This window comes from Herbaspirillum lusitanum, from assembly GCF_026127345.1.
GTDB classification, from domain to species: domain Bacteria; phylum Pseudomonadota; class Gammaproteobacteria; order Burkholderiales; family Burkholderiaceae_D; genus Herbaspirillum; species Herbaspirillum lusitanum.
Genome location: NZ_QXFG01000003.1, coordinates 395,612 through 418,866, shown reverse-complemented (window position 1 = coordinate 418,866; position 23,255 = coordinate 395,612). Strand labels below are relative to the sequence as shown.

At 60.3% G+C, this 23,255-nt stretch carries 22 protein-coding genes and 1 pseudogene; 13 read left to right on the top strand and 10 right to left on the bottom strand.

Going from position 1 to position 23,255, the window contains the following annotated elements; translation table 11 throughout:
* Positions 1–24: 24 nt before the first annotated feature.
* Complete coding sequence (locus tag DXT88_RS03205; protein WP_265211535.1) at positions 25–636, bottom strand: OmpA family protein; 612 nt, start codon at positions 634–636, stop codon at positions 25–27.
* Entirely contained in the window at positions 629–1,102 is a 474-nt protein-coding gene (locus tag DXT88_RS03200; RefSeq protein WP_265211534.1) for a FecR family protein, read from the bottom strand. Before DXT88_RS03200 ends, DXT88_RS03205 begins: the two co-directional genes overlap by 8 nt.
* A 309-nt stretch (positions 1,103–1,411) precedes the next feature.
* On the opposite strand from DXT88_RS03200, the gene DXT88_RS03195 reads away from it, so the two are divergent.
* On the top strand, positions 1,412–1,933 hold the full coding sequence (locus DXT88_RS03195; RefSeq protein WP_016835920.1) for a hypothetical protein: 522 nt from the start codon (positions 1,412–1,414) through the stop codon (positions 1,931–1,933).
* A gap of 113 nt (positions 1,934–2,046) precedes the next feature.
* On the opposite strand, the gene ppk2 is transcribed toward DXT88_RS03195, so the two are convergent.
* Complete coding sequence (gene ppk2, locus DXT88_RS03190) at positions 2,047–2,955, bottom strand: polyphosphate kinase 2 (protein WP_016835921.1); 909 nt, start codon at positions 2,953–2,955, stop codon at positions 2,047–2,049.
* Positions 2,956–3,485: 530 nt separating this feature from the next.
* Here ppk2 and DXT88_RS03180 point away from each other — a divergent pair.
* Positions 3,486–3,716 carry a DUF3820 family protein gene (locus DXT88_RS03180; protein WP_016835923.1) on the top strand — a complete coding sequence of 77 codons (231 nt, stop codon included), beginning with the start codon at positions 3,486–3,488 and terminating at the stop codon, positions 3,714–3,716.
* Positions 3,717–3,735: 19 nt separating this feature from the next.
* On the opposite strand, the gene DXT88_RS03175 is transcribed toward DXT88_RS03180, so the two are convergent.
* Positions 3,736–4,818: a calcium:proton antiporter gene (locus DXT88_RS03175; protein WP_265211530.1), complete on the bottom strand. Its 1,083-nt coding sequence runs from the start codon at positions 4,816–4,818 to the stop codon at positions 3,736–3,738.
* Between the two features lie 153 nt (positions 4,819–4,971).
* Entirely contained in the window at positions 4,972–5,739 is a 768-nt protein-coding gene (gene map, locus DXT88_RS03170) for a type I methionyl aminopeptidase (RefSeq protein ID WP_265211529.1), read from the bottom strand.
* 330 nt (positions 5,740–6,069) lie between these two features.
* Here map and DXT88_RS03165 point away from each other — a divergent pair, with 330 nt between their 5' ends.
* The 3 genes from DXT88_RS03165 (at position 6,070) to DXT88_RS03155 (ending at position 9,270) form a co-directional block, all read left to right on the top strand.
* On the top strand, positions 6,070–7,788 hold the full coding sequence (locus DXT88_RS03165; RefSeq protein WP_265211528.1) for a methyl-accepting chemotaxis protein: 1,719 nt from the start codon (positions 6,070–6,072) through the stop codon (positions 7,786–7,788).
* A gap of 51 nt (positions 7,789–7,839) precedes the next feature.
* On the top strand, positions 7,840–8,796 hold the full coding sequence (locus DXT88_RS03160; protein ID WP_265211526.1) for a chemotaxis protein: 957 nt from the start codon (positions 7,840–7,842) through the stop codon (positions 8,794–8,796).
* A 159-nt stretch (positions 8,797–8,955) separates the two neighbouring features.
* Complete coding sequence (locus DXT88_RS03155) at positions 8,956–9,270, top strand: hypothetical protein (protein WP_265211525.1); 315 nt, start codon at positions 8,956–8,958, stop codon at positions 9,268–9,270.
* A gap of 56 nt (positions 9,271–9,326) precedes the next feature.
* Here DXT88_RS03155 and DXT88_RS03150 read toward each other — a convergent pair whose 3' ends face one another.
* Together DXT88_RS03150 and DXT88_RS03145 are read right to left on the bottom strand one after the other, a co-directional pair.
* Complete coding sequence (locus DXT88_RS03150; RefSeq protein ID WP_265211524.1) at positions 9,327–10,841, bottom strand: GGDEF domain-containing protein; 1,515 nt, start codon at positions 10,839–10,841, stop codon at positions 9,327–9,329.
* A 50-nt stretch (positions 10,842–10,891) separates the two neighbouring features.
* Positions 10,892–12,490 (bottom strand): methyl-accepting chemotaxis protein, encoded by a 1,599-nt coding sequence (locus DXT88_RS03145; RefSeq protein WP_407649261.1) that lies wholly within the window; start codon positions 12,488–12,490, stop codon positions 10,892–10,894.
* A gap of 342 nt (positions 12,491–12,832) precedes the next feature.
* On the opposite strand from DXT88_RS03145, the gene DXT88_RS03140 reads away from it, so the two are divergent.
* Both DXT88_RS03140 and DXT88_RS03135 read left to right on the top strand, forming a co-directional pair.
* Positions 12,833–13,411, top strand: a complete 579-nt coding sequence (locus tag DXT88_RS03140; protein WP_016835935.1) for a TetR/AcrR family transcriptional regulator — start codon at positions 12,833–12,835, stop codon at positions 13,409–13,411.
* A gap of 123 nt (positions 13,412–13,534) precedes the next feature.
* Positions 13,535–14,752 (top strand): MFS transporter, encoded by a 1,218-nt coding sequence (locus DXT88_RS03135; RefSeq protein ID WP_265211523.1) that lies wholly within the window; start codon positions 13,535–13,537, stop codon positions 14,750–14,752.
* Positions 14,753–14,878: 126 nt separating this feature from the next.
* Here the strand turns inward: DXT88_RS03135 and DXT88_RS03130 are convergent, their stop codons facing one another.
* From DXT88_RS03130 to DXT88_RS03120, 3 genes and pseudogenes are all read right to left on the bottom strand, one after another.
* Positions 14,879–15,670: an SDR family oxidoreductase gene (locus DXT88_RS03130; protein ID WP_265211522.1), complete on the bottom strand. Its 792-nt coding sequence runs from the start codon at positions 15,668–15,670 to the stop codon at positions 14,879–14,881.
* Positions 15,671–15,753: 83 nt separating this feature from the next.
* A pseudogene (locus DXT88_RS03125) lies at positions 15,754–15,867 on the bottom strand (3-oxoacyl-ACP reductase); the annotation flags it as partial.
* Positions 15,868–15,936: 69 nt separating this feature from the next.
* A complete protein-coding gene (locus tag DXT88_RS03120; protein WP_265211573.1) occupies positions 15,937–16,521 on the bottom strand; it encodes an HD domain-containing protein in 585 nt (194 codons plus the stop codon).
* Positions 16,522–16,646: 125 nt separating this feature from the next.
* On the opposite strand from DXT88_RS03120, the gene DXT88_RS03115 reads away from it, so the two are divergent.
* From DXT88_RS03115 to groL, 6 genes are all read left to right on the top strand, one after another.
* Positions 16,647–17,339 carry a GntR family transcriptional regulator gene (locus DXT88_RS03115; protein WP_265211521.1) on the top strand — a complete coding sequence of 231 codons (693 nt, stop codon included), beginning with the start codon at positions 16,647–16,649 and terminating at the stop codon, positions 17,337–17,339.
* A gap of 436 nt (positions 17,340–17,775) precedes the next feature.
* Positions 17,776–18,594, top strand: coding sequence for a phytanoyl-CoA dioxygenase family protein (locus DXT88_RS03110; RefSeq protein WP_016835959.1), 819 nt, complete (start codon positions 17,776–17,778; stop codon positions 18,592–18,594).
* A gap of 114 nt (positions 18,595–18,708) precedes the next feature.
* Entirely contained in the window at positions 18,709–19,506 is a 798-nt protein-coding gene (locus DXT88_RS03105; protein WP_016835960.1) for an SDR family NAD(P)-dependent oxidoreductase, read from the top strand.
* 56 nt (positions 19,507–19,562) lie between these two features.
* On the top strand, positions 19,563–20,576 hold the full coding sequence (locus DXT88_RS03100) for a TRAP transporter substrate-binding protein (RefSeq protein WP_265211519.1): 1,014 nt from the start codon (positions 19,563–19,565) through the stop codon (positions 20,574–20,576).
* Between the two features lie 469 nt (positions 20,577–21,045).
* Positions 21,046–21,336 carry a co-chaperone GroES gene (groES, locus tag DXT88_RS03095; RefSeq protein ID WP_007882171.1) on the top strand — a complete coding sequence of 97 codons (291 nt, stop codon included), beginning with the start codon at positions 21,046–21,048 and terminating at the stop codon, positions 21,334–21,336.
* Between the two features lie 126 nt (positions 21,337–21,462).
* Positions 21,463–23,115 (top strand): chaperonin GroEL, encoded by a 1,653-nt coding sequence (groL, locus tag DXT88_RS03090; protein ID WP_016835962.1) that lies wholly within the window; start codon positions 21,463–21,465, stop codon positions 23,113–23,115.
* Positions 23,116–23,255: the final 140 nt, after the last annotated feature.

The window sequence follows — 23,255 nt, the reverse complement described above, 5'->3', positions numbered from 1 at the left end:
TCACGTTATTGTTTTCAGTGCGTTTCAGCGCAGCTTGATCTCGACGTAGCGGTTGCGCGGTTCCGGCACGCCCTTCCTGGCCGGGAAGCGCGGTTCGCGCGAGCCCTTGCCGATCACTTCGATGCTGATCAGATTGACTTTAGCACGTATCAGTTCGGTCTCAACCAGCTTGGCGCGGCGAACCGACAGCGTGTCGTTGAAGGCGTCGTTGCCGATGTTGTCGGCATGGCCGATGACGAGGAATTCACCGGCCGGGAATTGCTTGAATTCGTCAATCGCCTGGTCGAGGAATTTGCGCGAAGCCGGCGTCAGGCGATCGCGCCCGAGTTCAAATTGCAACACGTAGGTACGCGGACGCAGCGGCAGGTTTTCCATCACCGGCGCATAGCGCTTGCTGACGTCGGCTTCGCTCAGCGTGAGCGTCTTGCCGGCTTTTCCTGCCTGCGTTTCGACCGAGGCGTAGGGCGTCGCCAGCGCAGTTTCGCTGCCGCCGGACTTGACCACGATGCTGCTGGACGAGCCGTCCGGCTGCGGCAGGAGGACGAAGCGCTCCTTGGGACCGGCGCAAGCTGCCAGCAGCAGCGCCAGCGTCGCCGGCGCCGGCAGCCGGGTGAATTGCTGAATCAGCTTATTCATCGGCCACGTCCACAATGAAGTCGGTGCCGCGAATGCCGATAGTTGCCGTCGGCGTCGCGACTTGCTGGCGTTCCGGCGCATGCTTGCCGATCAGGCCGGTGACGTAGCGCAGCGTGCCCTTGACCACGCGCACGGCGACGTTGCCTTCGCCGGAGCTGGCGTCGAAGTTGTATTGCTCCAGCAGGAAATTGCTCTTGGGGCCAAGCGACAGCAAGGTGTCGTCGCGCAACGTGATGCCGACGGCGGCGCCCTCGGCGGTCAGCAGCCGATCGCCCGAAAACACGCGGTCGCCGACATGGGCGAGCGAAGGCTGTTCGCGGCGCAGCACCTGGACGTTGCCGCTGACGACCTTGACGATGCCGGCCGGGACATAATCCTGCACCTGGGCGTGTACGGGAGCGCCGGCGCAGCCACAGCACAAGGCGACCAACATGAATACGCGATATGTATAGTTTCCCGACCCCATGATTTTTCCGTTTTTAGTGCGTTTCTTGTGGGCGATCTCCGCGAGCGCGGACTTGGCGCATTATAGCGCCGTTATTGCCGTATGGAAGCATTCCAGGACCGCTCTGGGAAGGCGGAAAAGCGCTGTGGACGGGCATTTTCGGTTTTCGGGGCGATCCCTTGCGGCAAAATTTGCTGCATCGCGCTGTCAATCTGGGCGCGAGAAGAGGATAATGGCAGGTCACGCTGTTTTTTCAAGGCCGGCCGCCCCGATCCCTGTTTTTCCGAGATCCTCTTGCGCGCGGCCGCCATCATTACGGAAGTACATATTTTGACTACGACAAGAAGCAAACGCTGGAACGGCAACATCGACACCCTGAAAGCGCCCTACCTGGCAGGCGTCATTACCCAGATGGGCATTTACGGCGAGCGCGTCCAGTTCGCACTGGTCACGTCGGGCAACGGTCCGCGTTATCAGTTGACCAACACTGCCGGCAAGAAGATGGCCTTCGATGGCAATCATCACCTGCATCATCCGGAAGACGGCGAATTTGCTCCAGGCAACGCCACCGGCGTGTTCACGCTGGACCAGGTCAGGCTGGCCAAGGCCGGCGGCAGCAAGACCACCCGCACGCTGAGCACCGGCGGCGTCAAGCGCGCCACCACGCGTGCGCCAAGCGCAGCGACCCGCGCCAAGGACCAGGTCGACAGCGACAAGTACGAATACTTCAAGGCCAACCGCGCCACTTTGCCGGACACCATCGGCGAGCATTCGGAAGAAATCACCACGCTGATGCGTGGCGGCATGCCGGCGGAACAGGCTTTCGGCGAGATCGTCAAAAAGTATTTCTGAACCGGTACTTCTGAGCTGATCGCGCATGGTCAGCAGGCAGCACCAATGAAAAACGGGAGCCCAGGGGCTCCCGTTTTTCATGCGCGACCGACTTCCGCAAGTGACCGCGACCGTCAGTAAACTTCCGGCACCAGAATCTCGCTCGACACTTCGCGGCGGAAGTAGTCGTCGTGGCGCTCGCGCTCCGGCAACGAAATCGGCGCGTGCTCGACCTCGCCGTACGGCATCTGGTTCAGCAGATGATGGATGCAGTTCAGGCGCGCCTTCTTCTTGTCGACCGCCTGCACCACCCACCACGGCGCTTCGGCGATGTGGGTGCGCTCCAGCATGATTTCCTTGGCTTTGGTGTAGTCCTCCCAGCGGCGGCGCGACTCCAGGTCCATCGGGCTCAGTTTCCACTGCTTGAGCGGATCATGGATGCGGCTCAGGAAGCGCATGTGCTGCTCTTCGTCGGTGATCGAGAACCAGTACTTGACCAGCTGGATACCGGAACGCACCAGCATGCGTTCGAACTCCGGCGCGGAACGGAAGAATTCTTCGTACTGGTCGTCGCTGCAGAAACCCATCACGCGTTCGACGCCGGCGCGGTTGTACCAGCTGCGGTCGAACAGCACGATTTCACCGGCTGCGGGCAGATGCGAAATATAGCGCTGGAAATACCATTGCGTGCGTTCGCGATCATTCGGCGCCGGCAACGCGGCGACACGGCAGACGCGCGGATTGAGGCGCTGGGTGATGCGCTTGATGACGCCGCCCTTGCCCGCTGCATCGCGGCCTTCGAACAGGATCACCACCTTGTGGCCGGTGGCGACCACCCAGTCCTGCAGCTTGACCAGCTCGGCCTGCAGGCGGAACAGTTCGCGGAAATACAGGCGACGGTCGGCCTTGTCCTGCTCGCTGACGGCGTCGACACCGCCGGCCAGTTGCTCAATCGTGCGATCTTCGATTTCCAGTTCCAGCTCTTCGTCGTAACTGTCGGCGAGCTCGCGATGAATGCGGCGCACCAGTTCTTCGTCGTTCATTTTCTCTCCATCGGATGATGCCTGAATAGCCTGAATAGCTTGAACAGGCGGCGACCAGCTGCGGTCGGCACCGTTGGAACATACCTGAGGATTATGACCGTCAGGTGACAACGGCTGGTTTATTGCCTTCAGGAATCCTTGCGGCCGGTCCTGGCCTGCTGGCGCGCCTGCCATTCTTGCAAAGCAACCCGGTAACGCTCCAGCGCATCCTGGTAAATATCGAAGATGCAGGGATCGCAACCGCTTTGGCAGCAATCTTCCAGCGCCGGTTCTATTGGCGGGGTCGGTTGCGGATCGTCGATGCGGAAAGTAGGCATGCGAGCAGAAAGAAGGAGAAAACCAAAGGGCAAGAGAAAGCTGAAGCGAACAGGACTGTCACGATTATAAAACCGCACGCGCTTCTTTCCCTGCGACAATACGAATTTACCCCGCGTCGCGCGTGGCTCGAATATTTGCCTGAACTGCGCCTGAACGTCGCCCGCACGACGACGTCAAGATCGACAGCGCTTTTCCATGAAGAGGTAGTCGCGATGGATCAGGAATCTTTGCTCAAGCTGGTCAGCATGAAAATGCCTTATGGGAAATACCAGGGCCGGCTGTTGGCCGACCTGCCGGGCCACTATCTCGGCTGGTTTGCGCGCGAGGGGTTTCCGCGCGGCGAACTGGGCAGCCTGATTGCGCTCATGTACGAACTCGACCACAACGCCCTGCGCTCGCTGCTCGATCCGCTGCGCAAGGACGCCGCCAATCTGCGGCGTTGATCGAATCGATGCCCGTCTGTTACGGCACGATCGTGGTAAACAAATACACCGCAAAAATCACCAGATGCACCATGCCTTGCATGACCGTCGTGCGGCCCGTGCTCAGCGAGAAGGCGGCGACGATGAACGACAGCATCAGCAGCACCGTCGACTTGATGTCCAGTCCCAGCGACAAGGTCCAGCCGGTCGCCAGCGACACCACCGCCACCGCTGGAATCGTCAGGCCGATACTGGCCAGGGCTGAACCGATCGCGAGATTGAGGCTGGTCTGCAAACGGTTGGCGCGCGCGGCGCGCACCGCCGCCAGTCCTTCCGGCAACAGCACGATGGCGGCGATGATGATGCCGACCACCGACTTCGGCGCGCCCAGATTATCCAGACCGGCTTCCAGCGTCGGCGCCAGCGCCTTGGCCAGCAATACCACGGCGCCAAGGCAAGCCAGCAGCAGCAAGGCGGCGATGATCGCCACCTTGTTGGAAGGCGGCTCGGCGTGCGCTTCCGCATCGCCGGCGGCGTTGGGCGGCAGGAAATAGTCGCGGTGGCGCACCGTCTGCACCAGCACGAAGGTGCCGTACAACACCAATGAAATCACCGCGATGAAGGCCAGCTGACTGGTGCTGTAGAACGGACCCGCTGTCGTCAGCGTGTAGTTCGGCAACACCAGCGTGAGCACCGCAATCGCCGCCAGCGTCGCCAGCGACGCGCTGACGCCGCGCTGACCGAACGATTGCTCGCCGTGCTGGCTGGAACCCACCAGCAGGCAAATGCCGACGATGCCGTTGAGGATGATCATGATCGCCGCGAACACCGTATCGCGCGCCAGCCCCGTGGTCGCCTCGCCGCCGGTCAGCATCAGCGACACGATCAGCGCCACCTCGATGAGCGTCACCGCCAGCGCCAGCACCAGCGTGCCGAACGGTTCGCCGACTTTGTGCGCCACCACTTCGGCGTGATACACCGCAGCCAGCACGCTGGCCATCAGGCCGATCACCAGCAGCGCGGCAAACCAGCCAGCCGGTTGCAGGAAGTTGACGGCGTACACCAGCCAGCCCAGGACGGGTGAAACGATGGACCACAGCGGCAGCGACGGAGAAATTTTCATGAGCGGATAAGTATCGTTGTCAGGACGGTGGATGGAAGTTGCAGGCAGGCGAACCGGAGAACAACAAGCGCGCGAATGCCGCGCGGCAAGAAATGATAACCGATGCGCGCGTCAGCCTTGCCGACGCGGTTCAATCAGCTGCACGGGAGGGGATTATCTGGCGGACGGCCAGGGGGTGAGGATTTCGGCGCCGTCGGCGGTCACCGCGATCATGTGTTCCCATTGCGCCGAGAGCGAGCCGTCGCGCGTGACCACGGTCCAGCCGTCGTCGAGTTGCTGCACGGCGCGCGCGCCGAGATTGATCATCGGCTCGATCGTGAAGGTCATGCCCTGGCGCAGCAGCAGGCCTGAATTGCGGGTGCCGTAGTGCAGCACCTGCGGTTCTTCGTGATACACCTTGCCGATGCCGTGGCCGCAGTATTCGCGGACCACGGAATAGCCGGCGCCTTCGGCCAGCGTCTGGATGGCGTGGCCGACGTCGCCCAGGCGCGCGCCCGGCCGCACCACGGCGATCCCGGCCAGCATGGCGTCGAGCGTGGTCTGCACCAGCCGCGCCGCTTCCGGTTTGGGCGTGCCGACAAAATACATGCGGCTGGTGTCGCCGTGCCAGCCGTCCTTGATCACCGTGACGTCGATATTGACGATGTCGCCGTCCTTGAGTACATCGCGCGTGCTGGGGATGCCGTGGCAGACCACGCTGTTGACCGAGGTGCACAGCGTCTTCGGAAACCCGTGATAGCCGACGTTGGCCGGCGTGGCTTTCTGGACCTTGCGGATGTAGTCGTGGCAGCGCCGGTCGAGTTCTTCGGTCGACACGCCGGGCACGACATACTCGCCGATCATCTCCAGCACTTCCGCCGCAAGGCCGCCTGCCACGCGCATCATGGCGATCTGTTTTTCGGTTTTGATGGAGACTGCCACGACGATCCTTGTTGAGATTAAAGACCTCTATTATCCCCGATCACGCCGGCAACTGCAGCGTTTCCCCCATGCAAGACAAGTACCGTGTAGCCCACGCCTCTTTTCACTTCCCCGCTTTTATTACCTTTCAGCTATCAGGAATTCACTGATACCGAAGAGTATGGCGATTCGATACTCTGGTTACACATCGGGCATAGCGGAATTTCCACCGGCCCGGCTTCGGCAGGCACGATCATCCGACGCCACACCGGCTCCCTGCCTGATGGCCAGATTCAGTCACCCTTGCCGCCGGCAAGGTGCAGCGCCATCGCGGTCCCTCAGGAGAGAAACATGAAGTGGTTTTACGATCTGAAAATTTCCAGAAAACTGATTTCGGTCTTTTTCATCGTAGTCGCCCTCGAAGCCGCCCTCGGCGCATTCGCCATCCGCGAACTGAGCCGCGTCAACCAGGCCTCGACCGAGATCGCCACCAACTGGCTGCCGAGCATCCGCACGCTGTCGCAACTGAAACTGTCGCTGTCGCGCATTCGCAGTTTCGAGCTGCAACACATCCTGGCGTCGACGCCGCAAGAGTTCGAAGAAATAGAGCGCAACGCCAACAAGCAGATTGCCGCGCTGGCAAAGCAACGAAGCGACTACCAGGCGCAGATCAGCGAACCGGAGGAAAAAGCGCTTTATCCGGATATCGAAAAATCCCTTGACGTATTCTTGGCCGAACACAAGAAGATCCTCGATATCTCGCGCTCCGACAAGAACGAAGATGCCCGCCTGCTGCTCAAAGGCGAGTCCACGAAGGTCTACCGCAGCCTGCTCGATCAGGTTGAAAAGCTGGTTGACGTCAACGAAAAGGGCGCAGAGAAATCCAGCGCCGATGCCGACGTCACCTATGCCAACGCACGCACGTGGATCATTGCCATGTTGCTGATCTGCATGGCTGCGGCAATGACATTGGCGGTGTGGATTTCACGGGTCATCGCGCGTCCGCTGACCGAAGCAGTCAACGTCGCTCAACGCGTCGCCGGCGGCGACCTGACCGCCACCATCCACGCCGCGAGCAAGGATGAAACCGGCCAGTTGCTGGAAGCGCTGCGCGGCATGAACGACAACCTGCTCAAGATCGTCGGCGAGGTACGCACCGGCACCGACACCATCGCCACCGCATCCAACGAAATCGCCAGCGGCAACATGGACTTGTCTTCGCGCACGGAACAACAGGCCGGCTCGCTGGAAGAAACCGCCTCCGCCATGGAAGAGCTGACCTCGACCGTCAAGCAAAACGCCGACAATGCCCGCCAGGCCAATCAACTCGCCGTCACGGCCTCGGAAGTTGCGGTCGCCGGCGGCAACGTGGTCGGCCAGGTGGTCGATACCATGGGGTCGATCAACGACTCGTCGAAGAAGATCGTCGACATTATCGGCGTGATCGACGGCATTGCGTTCCAGACCAACATCCTTGCATTGAATGCGGCTGTCGAAGCGGCACGCGCCGGCGAACAAGGCCGCGGCTTCGCCGTGGTCGCCTCGGAAGTACGCAGCCTGGCGCAGCGCTCGGCCGCCGCCGCCAAGGAAATCAAGATCCTCATCGATGACTCGGTGTCCAAGGTCGATGTCGGCAGCAAGCTGGTCGAACAAGCCGGCGCCACCATGGAAGAAGTCGTCAACAGCGTGCGCCGCGTGACTGACATCGTCAGCGAAATCACCGCCGCCAGCCACGAGCAAAGCCAGGGCATCGAACAGATCAATCTCGCCATCACGCAAATGGACGAAGTCACGCAACAGAACGCCGCGCTGGTCGAACAAGCCGCCGCCGCCGCGCAGTCGATGCAGGAACAGGCCGGCCGCCTGTCGGAAGTGGTCAGCGTCTTCAAGCTGGACGAACGCGCTGCACTGAGCAAGCCGGCCGCGCCGAAGCGCACTATCGATATCACCCCGACCCGCATGCCGGGAGTGAAACCGGCCAAACCGGTCGCCGTTCGCAAGGAAACCCGGCCGGCGCTGAAATCACCGAGCGCAGCCAACGACGAGACCGGCTCCTGGGAACAATTCTGATCCGGAAAAAACACTTCCTGCCCGCAACCCAACCTACCACCTGAGGCCTCCATGGATGCATTCCAAAAAGAAATCGACGAGCGCACGAACCTGACTTCCAGCAACAAATTCGAGTTGCTGTTGTTCCGCCTCGGCAGCGCCAACGGCGACGGCCCGGGTGAGTTGTTCGGCATCAACGTCTTCAAGATCCGCGAGATCGTGCCGATGGTGCCGATCACCACGGCCGCCGGCACCAAGGCGCCGATGCTGGGCATGGTCAACATCCGCGGTCAGGTGATTTCAGTGATCGACCTGCCCGCCGTCACGGGCTGCAAGCCGAAGACTGGCCTGAACATCCTGCTGATCACCGAATATGCTCGCAATACCCAGGCCTTCGCAGTGGAATCGGTGGAAGAAATCGTGCGCCTCGACTGGAGCCAGGTGCTCTCGGCCGAAGCCAGCGCCGGCGGCGACCTCGTCACCAGCATCGCGCGACTCGATTCAGACGTCGACGGCAGCCGCCTGGTGCAGGTGCTGGACGTGGAGCAGATCCTGAACATGACGTCGCCGGTCAAGCAGGCGCTCGACAGCGGCCGCAACGGCGAGCTGAAGGATCTGGTCAAACCCGGCGCCATTGTACTGGCGGCGGACGACTCCAAGGTGGCGCGCGCGCTGATCGAAGACGGCCTGACCACGCTGGGAGTGCCATTCATCATGACCAAGAGCGGCAAGGAAGCCTGGGAAAAACTGCAGGTATTGGGCGCCGAAGCGCAGCGTGAAGGCAAGCAGATCGCCGACAAGGTGGCGCTGATGCTGACCGATCTGGAAATGCCCGAGATGGACGGCTTCACGCTGACCCGCAACATCAAGGCCGATCAGCGCTACAAGGGGATTCCGGTGGTGATTCATTCATCGCTGTCGGGCTCGGCCAACGAGGACCATGTGCGCAGCGTTGGCGCCAACGGCTACGTCGCCAAATTTGCCATCGACGAGCTTGCCGCGGCGCTCAAGAAAACGCTGATGCATTGACGTGTTGATGCGCTGATGTGTTGATGCATTCCAGGCCCTTGCCGCGCACCCGGAAACCAGTGCCGGCAAGGAATAAGGAATTCCCCGATATCAGTAGCAGGAGCTGTTCATTATCATCACCACATCGCGCAACCCCATCCTCAGAGAGCACATATAGCCATGGATTTCATCTTCCACCTGCTCCAGCAAGACATGTTCCTCGCCGTCGTCTCCTACCTGAGCGTCGGCCTGGTTTTCCTGCTCTACTTTTTCTACCGTGAAAAGAAATGGGAAAACGACCTCGCCATGTATCAGGTCCGGAATATCGTTCCGGACGAAGCGCCGAAACTGCGTAATGCGGAAATCCATGTACTCAATCGCAGTACCGTAAAGACACCTGCCGTCGCCGCATTTGACGACGAAATGCAAGTGGTGGCCGGCGAGGTAATGGAGCAGGAATCCGACAAGTCCGAAAAATCCACCATCGCCCGCTGATGGCGAGCTGCGGCGGATTCCTCGATTCGCGGCAAACTTCCATACCGGACACCTGCTTACACGCCGACGCGGTCCCTGCCGTCGCCCTTGGCGCGATACAGCGCCTGATCCGCGACACCGATCAGATCGCGCACCGACATCTCCCGTTTCACTTCAGGCAAACAACCGACGCCTAGACTGACCGTCACGATACCGTCCGGATTGGCCGCATGTTCGATCTGCTGCGCACGCACCGCCAGTCGGATCTGTTCCGCAATCGCCGTCGCGCCCGCGGCATCGCAATCGGGCAGGATGATGGCGAATTCCTCGCCACCGTAACGCGCCGCCAGATCGCCGGGACGCCGTTCGCCGGACAGGATGGTTTTCCCGACCTTGCGCAGGCATTCGTCGCCGGACAGATGCCCATATAAATCGTTGTACAACTTGAAGCGGTCGACATCGATCATGATCAAGGCCAGGCTCTCGCCGCTACGTACCGCCCGGCTCATTTCCCGCGCCAGCGCGACGTCGAACTGACGCCGGTTGGCCAGGCCGGTGAGACCGTCCTGCAAGGCCAGCCGCTCCAGGGTCTGATTCAGTTTCTCCACTTGTGCGCGCGCTTCGTTGGCTTCGTTCTCGGCGATCGAGCGCTTATCGATCTGCGCCACCATGCGCCGCCCCATGACCGCAAAACCGGTCACCAGGAGCAGCACGCCGATCATGTGCATATAGGCGTCGGCGCGCCATTCGGCAAAAATCTCGTCGCGCGACAGCGCCACCGAAACGAACAGCGGGAAAGCGTCCAGATGGCGGTAGCCGTTGATACGCTCCACGCCGTCCTGCGACGACTTGATGACGGCCAGGCCGCTGGCGTGCCTGGCCGCATGATCGCGGTAGATGGCGGCGTCGGCCATGCTCTTGCCGATCGAGTCTTCGCGCAGCGGACGGCGGAACACGATGGTGCCGCGGTTGAGCGCCAGCAGGATAGCGCCGGACTTGCCGATGTCGAAGCTGTCGTAGAAACGTTGGAAGTAAGCCATGTCCACCGTCGCCAGCACCACCCCGCCAAAACTGCCGTCGGCGTTGTTGACGCGGCGGCTCACCGTGGCGATCCACTTTCCGGTGGATCGACTGCGCACCGGCGAACCGATATAGGGGCCGTCGTCGGGATGGTCGCGGTGATAAATGAAATACTCGCGATCAGCATTGTTCTGCGTGTTGTCCAGCCGCGGCTGCGAATTGACGACCCAGCGACCCTGGCTGTCGTAGACGAAGATGCCGTTGAGCTGCGGCAGTTCCTTGACCTGTACCGCCAGCAGGCGATGCAGGCGCTCCAGCGCTGCCGGCCCGGTGCCGTCGATGCGCAGGCGCTCCAGCAAACCCACCAGCACGGTGTCGGCTTCCTTCAACGTGTCATCGGCATGCTGCGCCAGCGCGCGCGCCATGTTGGTGACCGAAACGGTGGCTTCGCGCTCCTCGATCACGCGCGCCTGCCAGGTGCGCCAGATATCGAGGCCGATGATTGCCACACAGGCCAGCAGTACGAAGGCTGCTGCCAGCAGTGCCGTGGATGAACGTTTGTAGTGAACCATTGGACTCCGGATGGATTGCGGATGGACGGGGGATCAATCGAGATCGGCGATCAGCCGCGCTGCGCCAGTTTGAAAGCGCCGACCTGCTCCACCAGCTTTTCCGCTTCGTGGCGCAGGCTCTCGGCGGCAGTCGCGGCCTGCTCGATCAGTGCGGCGTTTTGCTGCGTCATCTGGTCGATGTCGCCGACGGCGCGCGTGACTTCGCCGATGTCTTCAGTCTGTCCGGCGCCGGCGGTTGCAATATCGCGCATGATCGTCGCCACGCTGCCGATGGCCGTCTCGATTCCGGACATGGCGCCGCCGGCCTGGCCGGCAAGGCGGTCGCCGTGGTCGACGTTGGCCACCGATTCGGCGATCAGATCCTTGATCTCGCGCGCGGCGGCGGCCGAGCGTTGCGCCAGCTGGCGCACTTCGGTCGCGACCACCGCAAAGCCGCGGCCTTGTTCACCGGCGCGCGCCGCTTCCACGGCGGCGTTGAGCGCCAGGATATTGGTCTGGAAGGCGATGCCGTCGATCACGCCGATGATGTCGGCGACCTTGTGCGAACTGGCGCGTATCGCGCCCATCGTCGCCACCACCGAGCCGACCACCTTGCCGCCTTCGCCGGCATGCGTGGAAGCGTTGTCGACCAGGTTGCCGGCCTGTTGCGTGTGACTTGCGTTGTTGCGGATGGCGGCGCTGAAATTATCCATGGTGGCGCGCACCTGCTCGAGCGCGCCGGCCTGCGCTTCCGCGCGGGCCGACAGGTCGTCGTTGCCGGCGGCAATCTCGTGCGCGGCGATATTGATGCGTTCCGAACTTCCACGCACGGCGCCGACGATGGTCGCCAGTCCTTGAGCGACGCCGTTGATGGCTTGCGTCAGCTGGCCGATCTCATCGCGCCGGCCCACGTGGATCATGGTGGTGAGATCGCCCTTGGCCAATTGCTGTGCGGCGGCCGTGGCATCGACCAGCGGTCGCGTCACCATGCGTTGCGCCAGCCAATACAGACCGCCCATGCCCAGCGCCAGCAAACCCAGCGCGATCGCACCATAGCGCAGCAGCAGCGCTGCGATGATCGCGGGCGCGCCTGAGGTCGCGGGCGGCAGCGCCGACACGGCCGCAACGCTCGCCCAGACATAAGCGCCCAGCACCGTGCCGGCGATGCCGAAGGCCAGCATGCCCAAGCGCGCGCCGATGCCGACCTGGAAGCGCTGGCTGACGTCGATGCCGACATACAGCACCGCCACCACCCGCCCCTGCGCGTCGCGCACCGGGTCGTAGCGGGTCATGTACTGGCGGCCGAACAATTGAGCGAAGCCGGTATAGCTGCGGCCGGCCAGCAAGTCGCGATAACCGGCGTGGGCATGATCGAGCAAGGTGCCGATGGCGCGTTCGCCGTTCTCTTTTTTCACCGAAGTCGAGATGCGCACGAAGTCCTTGCCGCGCTGGACGAAGATGGTGGCGCTGCCGCCGGTGGCCGCCGAAAAACTGTCGATCCTGCCGAAATTGAGATTGAGCACTTCAGCGCCGTTGCGCAGTACCGGCGTGGTCTCCGCGCCGATCACCAGCAACTCGCGCGCATCGGCTGAAAACGTATCTGGAAAACTGCCGGCGAGCCTGCGGGCGAGTTTGTCGATTTGATAAGCAAGCGGCAGAAAGCTGTGCATGACTGACAACCCTTCCTGAATGCGATTTTTGTTGTGGTCTCGAGTCGACGCCGGGGTGGGCACTGCTGCTGACACCGGCTTTGATTTTATGTCGATGGCCGATTGTAGACCAGCGTTGCACTGGAGGAAATCTTGTTTTCGAGGATGTCTTCATACGAATGAAAAACTGCGGAGCAAGACGATGATACAGAGACAGGTGCGGCGTAGTCGGCCGGATGGAGTTCCCGCAAGCAACCAAAGAAGAACGTCGCGCCATACACCACAAACCCTACGTCATGGCATTTTCGCCACAACTTCACGGCTCCCGTTGACTTTTAAGACGACCGGTCATATTATCGCTGCATGTCCAAGCCAAATACCCGTGACCAGATTTTCGACGCCGCGCTCAAACTCCTGTTGGAACGCGGTTTCAACGCGTCGAGCGTGCAAGACATCACGGTCGAGGCCGGCGTGCCGAAGGGTTCGTTTTACAACCATTTCGAGAGCAAGGAAGCCCTCGCCGCCGAAATCGTCAGCGACTATGCCTCACGTCGCAGCACATTGCGCGAGATCCTGGCCGACGACCGCCTGCCGGCGCTGGAACGCTTGCGCGGCTACTTCACGGCGCTCAACCAGCGCCTGGTTGACCGTGGTTTTCAGCACGGCTGCATGATCGGCAACATGACTGCGGAATTGTCGGAGCAAAGCCCGGTGATTCGCGAGCAGCTGCTCAGGATTTACGGCAACTGGAGCACCGCGCTCGAATACGCGATTACCGCCGGCCAGCAAGACGGCAGTATCCCGAACCAGCTGAGCGCCAAGACATTGGCGGGTTTCCTGCTCAATGCCTGGGAAGGCGCGACCTTGCGCGTGCGCGTGGAGCGCAGCCCGGATGCCTTCGATCAATTCATGGAAGTGGTTTTCAACAAAGTCCTGAGCTGAGCAGAACAGAACCGATTCACGCTACACAGAATATTTGCAGCAAGCCGCTTCAATGGAGCGGCATTTTTTTCACCAAGTTTAAGACGACCGGTCATTTCATCTCATTTTTATATCGAGAATTTCATGAACACATCTTCTCTTCCCACTTCCGCTCCTGCGGCGAGCAATGCGCCTCTGTACTGGATGGCGCTGGGCACCTTCGCCGTCGGCGCCGAGGGTTTCATGATCGCCGGCATTTTGCCGACGGTCGCCAAGGACCTCGGCGTCAGCGTTGCGGTCGCCGGCCAGTTGGTGGTGGCGTTCACCGCCGCTTACGCCATCAGTTCGCCGATCCTGACCGCGCTGACCGGCGCCCTGAGCCGCCGCGGCCTGCTGATCGGCGCGATGACCGCCTTCACGCTGGCCAACCTGCTGGCCTGGCAAGCCGGCGGTTACTGGTCGCTGATGACCGCGCGCATCCTGCTGGCCTTCGCCGCCGGCCTGTACGTACCCAATGCGCTGGCTCTGGCCGGTGCGCTGGTCGCGCCGGAAAAACGCGGCAGTGCGCTGGCGCTGGTGAGCGGCGGGATTACCGTGGCAGTGGCGCTGGCGGCGCCGCTGGGGACCGTGATCGCCGACAGCCTCAGCTGGCGCATGACCTTCGCCGGGGTGGCGCTGCTGGCAGCCATCGCGACGCTGGGCCTGATGCTGGGACTGCCGCGCGCCATCGGCAACAACCTGCCGGTCGCCAGCCTGCGTGAACGCGTGCTGGCCGCGCGCGACCCGGCCGTGCTGCGCGCCCTGCTGACCACGCTGCTGTGGGCCACCGGCGCGTACACCATGTACACCTATTTCGCGCTGTACCTGAACCAGGTCACCGGCATCCACGGCACCCACGTCGGCTACGTGCTGTTCGCCTGGGGCATCTCGGCTGCGATCGGCGTCATGGCCGGCGGCAAGATCGCCGACCGCGTCGGCTTCCGCCGCGTTACCGGTCCGGCGCTGATGTTCCTGATCGCCGCCTTCCTGACGCTGACCGCGATTGCCTACCTGCTGCCGGCCAGCCTGGCGGTGCTGCCGGTGTTCCTGAGCGTGATCGTGTGGGGCATTTCGGGATGGGCCTTCTATCCGGCGCAGCAGACCAACCTGATCGGCATCGCCGGCATCAAGCTGGCCCCGATCGCGATGTCGCTCAACGCCTCGTTCATGTACCTGGGCTTCTCGATCGGCGCCAGCGCCGGCGCGCTGACGGTGGCCGAAGGCTCGGCGCGGAATCTGGGACTGGTGGCGGCGGCTTTCGTGTTCGCGGCATGGCTGCTCAAACGCAGCGCGGCGCGCCGGACGGCTGCATCGGCGGCCTGATAGCGGCCAGCCTGCAATTGAAAAGCCCGCGCCGCTTTTGTCGGCGCGGGTTTTATTTTTTGTCCGCTTGGATGCGCGAAGCATCCGAAAGGTCAAATGACGGAAGCCTGCAGGGAATCTACCCGATTACAGATATTCGAGATTGCCGTCGACGCTGATCGCCTGCCCCGAGATGTTTCGCGCGGCAGGCGACGCCAGGAACAAGGCCATCGCCGCGACATCCTGGGTGGTCACCAGGCGCCGCAGTGAAATCTTCTTGACGTAGTCTTCGCGCATCTCGTCGAAGCTCACTCCAAGCGTCTTTGCCCGGGCGGCGATGACGCCGTCCATGCGTTCGCCCTCCACCACGCCGGGAAGAATTGCGTTGACGCGGATATTGCTGGGTCCGAGCTCGACCGCCAGCGATTTCATCAGACCGACGATGGCCCATTTGGTCGAGGCATACGGCGTGCGGAACTGATAGCCCAGGCGTCCGGCCACCGAGGAAAGCGTGATAATGCCCGGATTTTCCGAAGTCTTCTTCAGCAAGGGAACGGCGCGCTTGAGGAAGTAGAACTGGCTGTTCAGATTGGTGTTGATGGTCTGGTCCCAGGCGTCCGCGTCGAGGTCTTCAACCGCGCCCGTCGGTCCGGCGATGCCGGCATTGTTGATCAGCAGATCGAGGCCGCCGAGCTTCCCGGCCGCGTCCGCCATCACTGCATCGACGTCTTCGCGCTTGCCGACGTCGGCGACGCCGGCATGAATGCCGGGGTGCTTCTTCCTGATTGCTTCGACGGCGGCCGGATTGATGTCGCAAACGTAGACCGCCGCGCCGGTCTCCAGGAATGCTTCCGCAATGGCTGCACCGATGCCTGTGGCGGCGCCGGAGATGAAGACGCGCAGGCCGGCGTCCGGCTTCAATAGATCAACTGTTTTCATGAAAATCCCGACATGTGAGCACGTGAGCCACGTCATCGGTCGACGATGATGTGGCGGGAAAAATTGTCCGGTGAAGAGTCAGGCTACCGCGTCAACCCGCCCGCTACCCCTATTACCGCACCGTTAATATAGCTCGCTTCGTTACTGGCCAGGCAGGCATGGATATTGGCGCCCTCCTCCGGCTTGGGTACCCTTCGGTCCCAGTGCGCGGCTCCAGGTCTTGTTCGGTTGCATCGGCGATTGGCGTGATTCCGCCTGATGGTGCTTCATTCCGAAAAATGTCGCGCCACCCACTGCTCACACGCCGTCCACAGTTGCGGTGCGCCTTTTTGAATCACGGGACCGTAGCGGAACAGCACCTGTTCCAGTGAAACGCCGTTCTCCGTCCAGGTACCGCCACCGGTGAAGATATTGATGAGCAACGGCTGGAAGCGATCCAGCGCCTTGGCGAATTTTGCGTCGTCGGTTTCCGCACGTTCGAATTCCTGCCACAGGGCCAGAAGTTGATCACCCTGGTTTTCGGGCAACATGCCGAACAAGCGCTCTGCCGCCTTCACTTCCTGCTCCGCCTGCGCCGCCGCCGAAGACCCGCCGTGAATCGGAAAATCGCCGACGTCGATCTCGACAATGTCGTGCAGCAGGAGCATCCGGATGACGCGATTGGCATCCACGGTCCCATTCGCATATTCGCTCAGCAGCATGGCGTACATGGCCAGGTGCCAGGAATGCTCGGCGGAGTTTTCCTTGCGGCTTTGATCGAGCAGCGGCGATTGCCGCATCACGGTTTTCAGGCGATCGATTTCCCGCAGGAAGCCCAGTTGCTGTTCCAGTCTTGCCAATTCCACAAGCATCTCGCGCAAAAATATAATTTCATGATTATACAAAGCAGTACCGGATGCCGAATCTGACCAGGCCGGGTTGGGAGCGCCCTTTCTCTCCCACGCCGCCGTGTTAAGATACCGGCATGGAATCCGGAATGCAGAATTCAATCGATCAAAATACCTTGTATATCGAGAAGGTGTACGACCGCCTGCTCGAAGCCATCACCAGCGGCGACCTGAAACCCGGCGAACGGGTACGGCAATCGGCGCTGGCTGACCGCCTCGGCGTATCGCGTCAGCCTATCAGCCATGCCTTGCAACTGCTGCGATATCAGGGGCTGGTGCGCGACGCCGGCAAACAAGGGGTGGAAGTTTCCCCGGTCAATCCCGACTACATCGTTCATCTCTACCACGCGCGCGTCTCGCTGGAATCCAGTGCCGCAGCCATGGCGGCGCAGCGGGTCAAGGATGGTCTCGCGCCGAAAGATGACATCGATGCGCTAAAAGAGACGATTGAACGGGGCGTCAGCGCAATGCGGCATAATGCGCCGTTGTCAGTGCTCGTCAAGGCGGATTTCCGTTTTCACATGGCGATTTACCGGCTCAGCGGCAATCCGGCGATTGAGCAAATCATGGCCGGACAATGGCCGCATCTGATGCGTTCCATGATGGCCGTGCTCAATGATCCCGGCGTACCGGTGCGTGCCTGGGAAGAACATCAGATCATCGCGACGCACATTTTTGCCGGCGTGGTGGATGAAGCGTTTCAGGCGGCCGCCCGGCATATCGAACGCGCCGGCCGCGACCTCGCCAAGCGCCTGAGTGCCGGTCGTGATCCGACGGCGTGAGAGGTACTGAGGCAGGCAGTCATTGCCTTGCCTGCTTTCATTTCCCTTTCCAGCCTTCCAGCCTTTCCCATCCGCGGCCGCATCGGCCGCCATCTCCTTGGGTTTCGCCGTCCTTGACCACTTAAAACCCCTACCCAGTATCAAACTGACAATAAATCCCGATTTTCGCCTTTCGGCTTGAATTGGGATTCTGTTCTCGCCCGGCTCTCCAGAGCATATTCTGCGGCATCCTTTGCTAGTCGCCCCCCACTCCCACTCAGCTTCAGCGGCACTCAAGCCGCGCGTGTCCCTGAATCCCATGCTTTCGAATTTGCGAATTTCTCGTTGACCTGCTCAAGGGGGACGACTATTATCTAAAAACTGAATTCGGAATTCCAAATTCAGCATTCAAAAATAAAATCAAATACATCGCCCCATCAAGTCCACAGGAGACAATATGAAACTCAACGCAGAACAACTCGCCCGCTTTGATGAACTTGGGTATGTCTTTCTTCCAGATTGCTTTTCCGAAGCCGAAATCACCGCATTGCGCAATGCTTCGGCGGCCGTACTGGAGATGCAACGTCCGGATATCTGGCGGGAAAAAGATGGCACCCCGCGTACCGCATTTGCCTGCCATCAATACAACGAAGCCTGCAAACTGCTGGCCGCGGACGAACGCCTGGTAGCGCCGGTGGCGCAGTTGTTCAACGAAGAGGTGTACATCCATCAATTCAAGATCAATGCCAAAGCCGCTTTTACCGGTGAAGTCTGGCAATGGCATCAGGATTTTCCGACGTGGCACAAGGATGACGGCATGCCGGAACCGCGCGCCATGAACATCGCGGTATTCCTGGATGAAGTGATGCCGATCAACGGCCCGCTAATGGTGGTGCCGCGCAGTCACAAGGCCGGCGCGCTGGAATCTGCGCACGATACGGAAACCACTTCCTATCCCTTGTGGACGCTGGACAAGAAGACCGTTACCGAGATGGTCGATCGCAATGGCATCGTCACCCCGACCGGCAAGGCCGGCGGTGTATTGATGTTCCACGCAAATATGGTGCACGGCTCGGCCGGCAACATCACTCCGTATCCGCGCCGTATCGTTTATCTGACGCTGTCGGCAGTATCGAATGCGATCACCAAACCGACACGGCCGGATTTCATTGCGCATCAGGACTTCACGCCGCTGCACGCGAGCAGCGCCAATATTCTCAAAGAGTATGCCGAACGTGCTGCGGCGGCGCCCGCCAAGTCTGCCCTGGCAGCCTGAGCCGCAGCCTGCTTCCGACGGAGCCTGGCTCATGCAGGCGGGAACCGCAACTCCCGCGCCGCATGTTCCGGGCCCCGATATTCCGTACATCTCCGTACATCATTGAGGGAAATCATGTCTGAACGCATGAAAGGAAAGGTCGCCATTGTCATAGGCGCCGGCTCATCCGGGCCAGGCTGGGGCAACGGCAAAGCTGCAGCGGTGCTGTATGCACGTGAAGGAGCCAGGATATTCGCGGTCGATTTTCGTATTGAAGCTGCGCAGGAAACCGCAGCCATCATTCGCAGTGAAGGCGGGGAGTGCACCGCTTTCCGGGCCGATGTCGCCAGCAGCGACGATATTCGCGAAATGGCCGCCGCCTGCATGGCGACCTACGGCCAGATCGATGTGTTGCACAACAATGTCGGCATTGTCGAAACCGGTGGTCCGGTCGAGACTTCGGAGGAAAGCTGGGACCGTGTCATCGCGGTCAATCAGACCAGCATTTTTCTGACCTGCAAACATGTGCTGCCGTATATGGCGGCACGCAACGCCGGCGCCATCGTCAACATCGGTTCGATTGCCGGCCTGCGCTGGATCGGTTTCCCCTATCTGGCCTACAGCGCCGCCAAGGCGGCATTGATCAGCATGACCTCCAACATTGCCGTGGAATACGCGGCACAAGGCATCCGTGCCAATTGCGTGTTGCCGGGCCTGATGAACACGCCCTTGATTCGCGAACCGCTGACCAAGACGTATGGCGGCAATGTCGATTCGATGATTGCCCAACGCGACAAAATCTCCCCCACCGGCAAGATGGGAGATGCCTGGGACACCGCATATGCCGCACTGTTTCTGGCATCCGACGAAGCCCGCTACGTCAATGGCACCAGCATCATCGTCGATGGCGGCCTGACGGCGCGCTGCGTCTAGCGCAGCATCTGGCCGGATCATCGCGCCGTATTCAAATAAAAATCATGGAGACAGACATGCAAATCACTCGCCGTACCGTTTTGAAAGCCGCCGCCTCGGCAGTCGGCATCGCCGCCGTCGGCGCCACCAGCGTGCGCGCGCAAACTGCCGTGTTCAACTACAAGGTGGCGACCAACGTTCCGGTCACCCATCCGATTTATATCCGCCTCAGCGAAGCTGCCGAAAAAACCAAGGCGGAAACCGGCGGCAAGGTCGACATCAGGGTGTTCCCGAATGGCCAGTTGGGTTCGGATACCGATCTGCTCAGCCAGGTGCGCTCCGGCAGCGTCGAGTTCCTGACCTTGCCTGGCGTGATTCTGGCCAATCTGGTGCCGATGGCTTCGCTCAACAGTGTTGGTTTTGCCTTTCACGATTACCCCGCAGTGTGGAAAGCGATGGATGGCGATCTCGGCAAATACATTCGTTCGCATATCGAGAAAACCAATCTGCACGTATTCGACAAGGTGTGGGACAACGGTTTCCGCCATATCACGTCGAACAAACCGATCAACACGCCGGCTGAACTGGCGAACATGAAAATCCGGGTGCCGGTCAGCCCCTTGTTGTTGTCCTTGTTCAAATCGCTGAAGGCAGCGCCGACGCCGATCAACTTCAACGAGTTGTACAGTGCACTGCAGACCCGCATCGTGGATGGTCAGGAAAATCCTTTCCCGATCATCACCACTGCCAAACTGTATGAAGTACAGAAATATTGTGCGATGACCAGTCATGCCTGGGATGGTTACTGGCTGCTGGCCAACAAACGTTCCTTCGCCGCAGTGCCGGTGGCGCTGCAAGACATCATCACCAGGAACTTCAATGCAGCGGGTGTCAATCAGCGCGCCGACAGCGAAAAAATGGCGGCCGACCTGCAACAAGAACTGGCTGCCAAAGGCTTGATTTTTTCCAAACCGGCCACTGCACAATTCCGCCAGGTGCTGCAACAAAGCGGCTTCTACAAGGAATGGAAAAACAAGTTTGGTGAAGAGGCATGGACGCAACTGGAGGCGGCGGTGGGCAAGCTGGTTTGAGTGCGTCGCCGTAACACGGTCAACTGATCCCGAACCAAGCTGGAACGACAAAGTCTCGCCGACAGGCGGGACTTTGTCATTGGTAAACAGAGAAAACAGAGAAAAACAGAGAACGGCTTTGAGGCCGGCTACCTCCGCGCGTATTTATTCGTTTCGTTTGTTGATTTTCCCCGCAGAATTGCCCTCGCCATTTGAGCCGCCCGAGGGGATCATGCTTAATCGACAACAACAGTTCAGACTTAAACGAATTCCGACAATTACGCGACTCCGCGCGACTTAAATCATCCCTGCCCTTGAAAAACCCCCATCCCGCCCCTATACTTAGCACTCGTCAGGGGAGAGTGCTAACAGCTTCTTTTCTGGCCTACCCACTTTTCCGATGTGGCACGGAGTTCTTGCTGCAGGGCTTAAGTACACTTTGCAGCCAACGCCGCATTATTTATAACTTATTGAATTTTAAGGAGTTTTCATGAGCCTTCGTCCTTTGCACGATCGCGTTATCGTCAAGCGTCTCGACCAAGAAACCAAGACCGCATCCGGTATCGTGCTGCCTGACGCAGCAACTGAAAAGCCAGACCAAGGCGAAATCCTGGCTGTCGGCAACGGCAAGATCCTGGACGATGGCAAGGTCCGTCCGCTGGCAGTCAAGGTCGGCGACCGCGTTCTGTTCGGTAAGTACTCCGGCCAAGCCGTGAAGATCGACGGCCAGGAACTGCTGGTCATGCGTGAAGAAGACCTGTTCGCCGTCGTCGAAAAGTAATCGACGTCCGCTGCCGCGGCGCGACGTAAATCGTCCTGCGCCGGCAGCGAACAAGTCTGATCGGAGCTGATCGAGCCGATTCAAACGCAATTCAGCAATTCATAAACGAATTTTGGAGAATCCAACATGGCAGCAAAACAAGTAATTTTCGGCGATGACGCACGTGCAAAAATCGTCAATGGCGTCAACATCCTGGCTAACGCAGTCAAGGTAACCCTGGGTCCGAAGGGCCGCAACGTGGTTCTGGAGCGCAGCTTCGGTGCCCCTACCGTCACCAAGGACGGCGTTTCGGTTGCGAAAGAAATCGAACTGAAAGACAAGCTGGAAAACATGGGCGCGCAACTGGTTAAGGAAGTTGCTTCCAAGACTTCCGACAACGCAGGCGATGGCACCACTACCGCGACCGTGCTGGCTCAAGCGATCGTTCGCGAAGGCTTCAAGTACGTTGCCGCCGGTTTCAACCCGACTGATCTGAAGCGCGGCATCGACAAAGCTGTTGTCGCCATCGTTTCCGAAATCAAGACACTGTCGAAGCCAACCACCACCAGCAAGGAAATCGCCCAAGTCGGTTCGATCTCGGCTAACTCCGATTCCGACATCGGCGACATCATTGCCAAGGCAATGGACAAGGTCGGCAAAGAAGGCGTCATCACCGTGGAAGACGGCAAGTCGCTGGAAAACGAACTGGACATCGTCGAAGGTATGCAATTCGACCGCGGCTACCTGTCCCCCTACTTCATCAACAACCAAGAGAAGCAAGTTGTTGCGCTGGAAAACCCATTCGTCCTGCTGTTCGACAAGAAGGTTTCGAACATCCGTGACCTGCTGCCGATCCTGGAACAAGTCGCCAAGGCCGGCCGTCCACTGCTGATCATCGCTGAAGATGTCGAAGGCGAAGCACTGGCAACTCTGGTGGTGAACAACATCCGCGGCATCCTGAAGACTGCCGCCGTCAAGGCTCCTGGCTTCGGCGACCGTCGCAAGGCAATGCTGGAAGACATCGCTATCCTGACCGGCGGTCAAGTGATCGCTGAAGAAGTCGGCCTGACTCTGGAAAAAGCCACTCTGGCTGAACTGGGCCAAGCCAAGCGCATCGAAATCAGCAAGGAAAACACCACCATCATCGACGGTAACGGCGAAGCCATCGCTATCGAATCGCGCGTCAAGCAAATCCGCGCGCAAATCGAAGAAGCGACTTCCGACTACGATCGTGAAAAGCTGCAAGAACGCGTTGCCAAGCTGGCAGGCGGCGTTGCACTGATCAAGGTCGGCGCGGCTACCGAAGTCGAAATGAAGGAAAAGAAAGCACGCGTTGAAGATGCTCTGCACGCTACCCGCGCAGCAGTTGAAGAAGGCGTCGTTCCTGGCGGCGGCGTGGCATTCCTGCGCGCACGCGCCAACATCAAGGACTTGAAGGGCGACAATCCTGACCAGGAAGCCGGCATCAAGATCGTGCTGCGCGCGATCGAAGAGCCACTGCGCCAAATCGTGTTCAACGCCGGCGACGAGCCATCGGTTGTGGTCAACGCAGTGTTGGCAGGCCAAGGCAACTACGGTTACAACGCTGCTGACGGCACTTATGGCGACATGATTGCACTGGGCATTCTGGATCCGACCAAGGTTACCCGTTCGGCATTGCAAAATGCTGCTTCGGTCGCCGCCCTGATCCTGACTACCGAAGCGATGATCGCTGAGCAGCCAGAAGACAAGTCGGCTGGCGGTATGCCAGGCGGCATGGGTGGTATGGGCGGCATGGGCGGTATGGACGGCATGATGTAATTCGGCTGCGCCTGCATTCTCCGGAATGCGGGCGCACCGGAAAGCACGCTTTCCACACGGCTATACGTAGCACGCAGCAAAAGAAAAGGCCTCGAGCGATCGAGGCCTTTTTCATTGTGCGCAGCGTTTGCGTCTGCTCT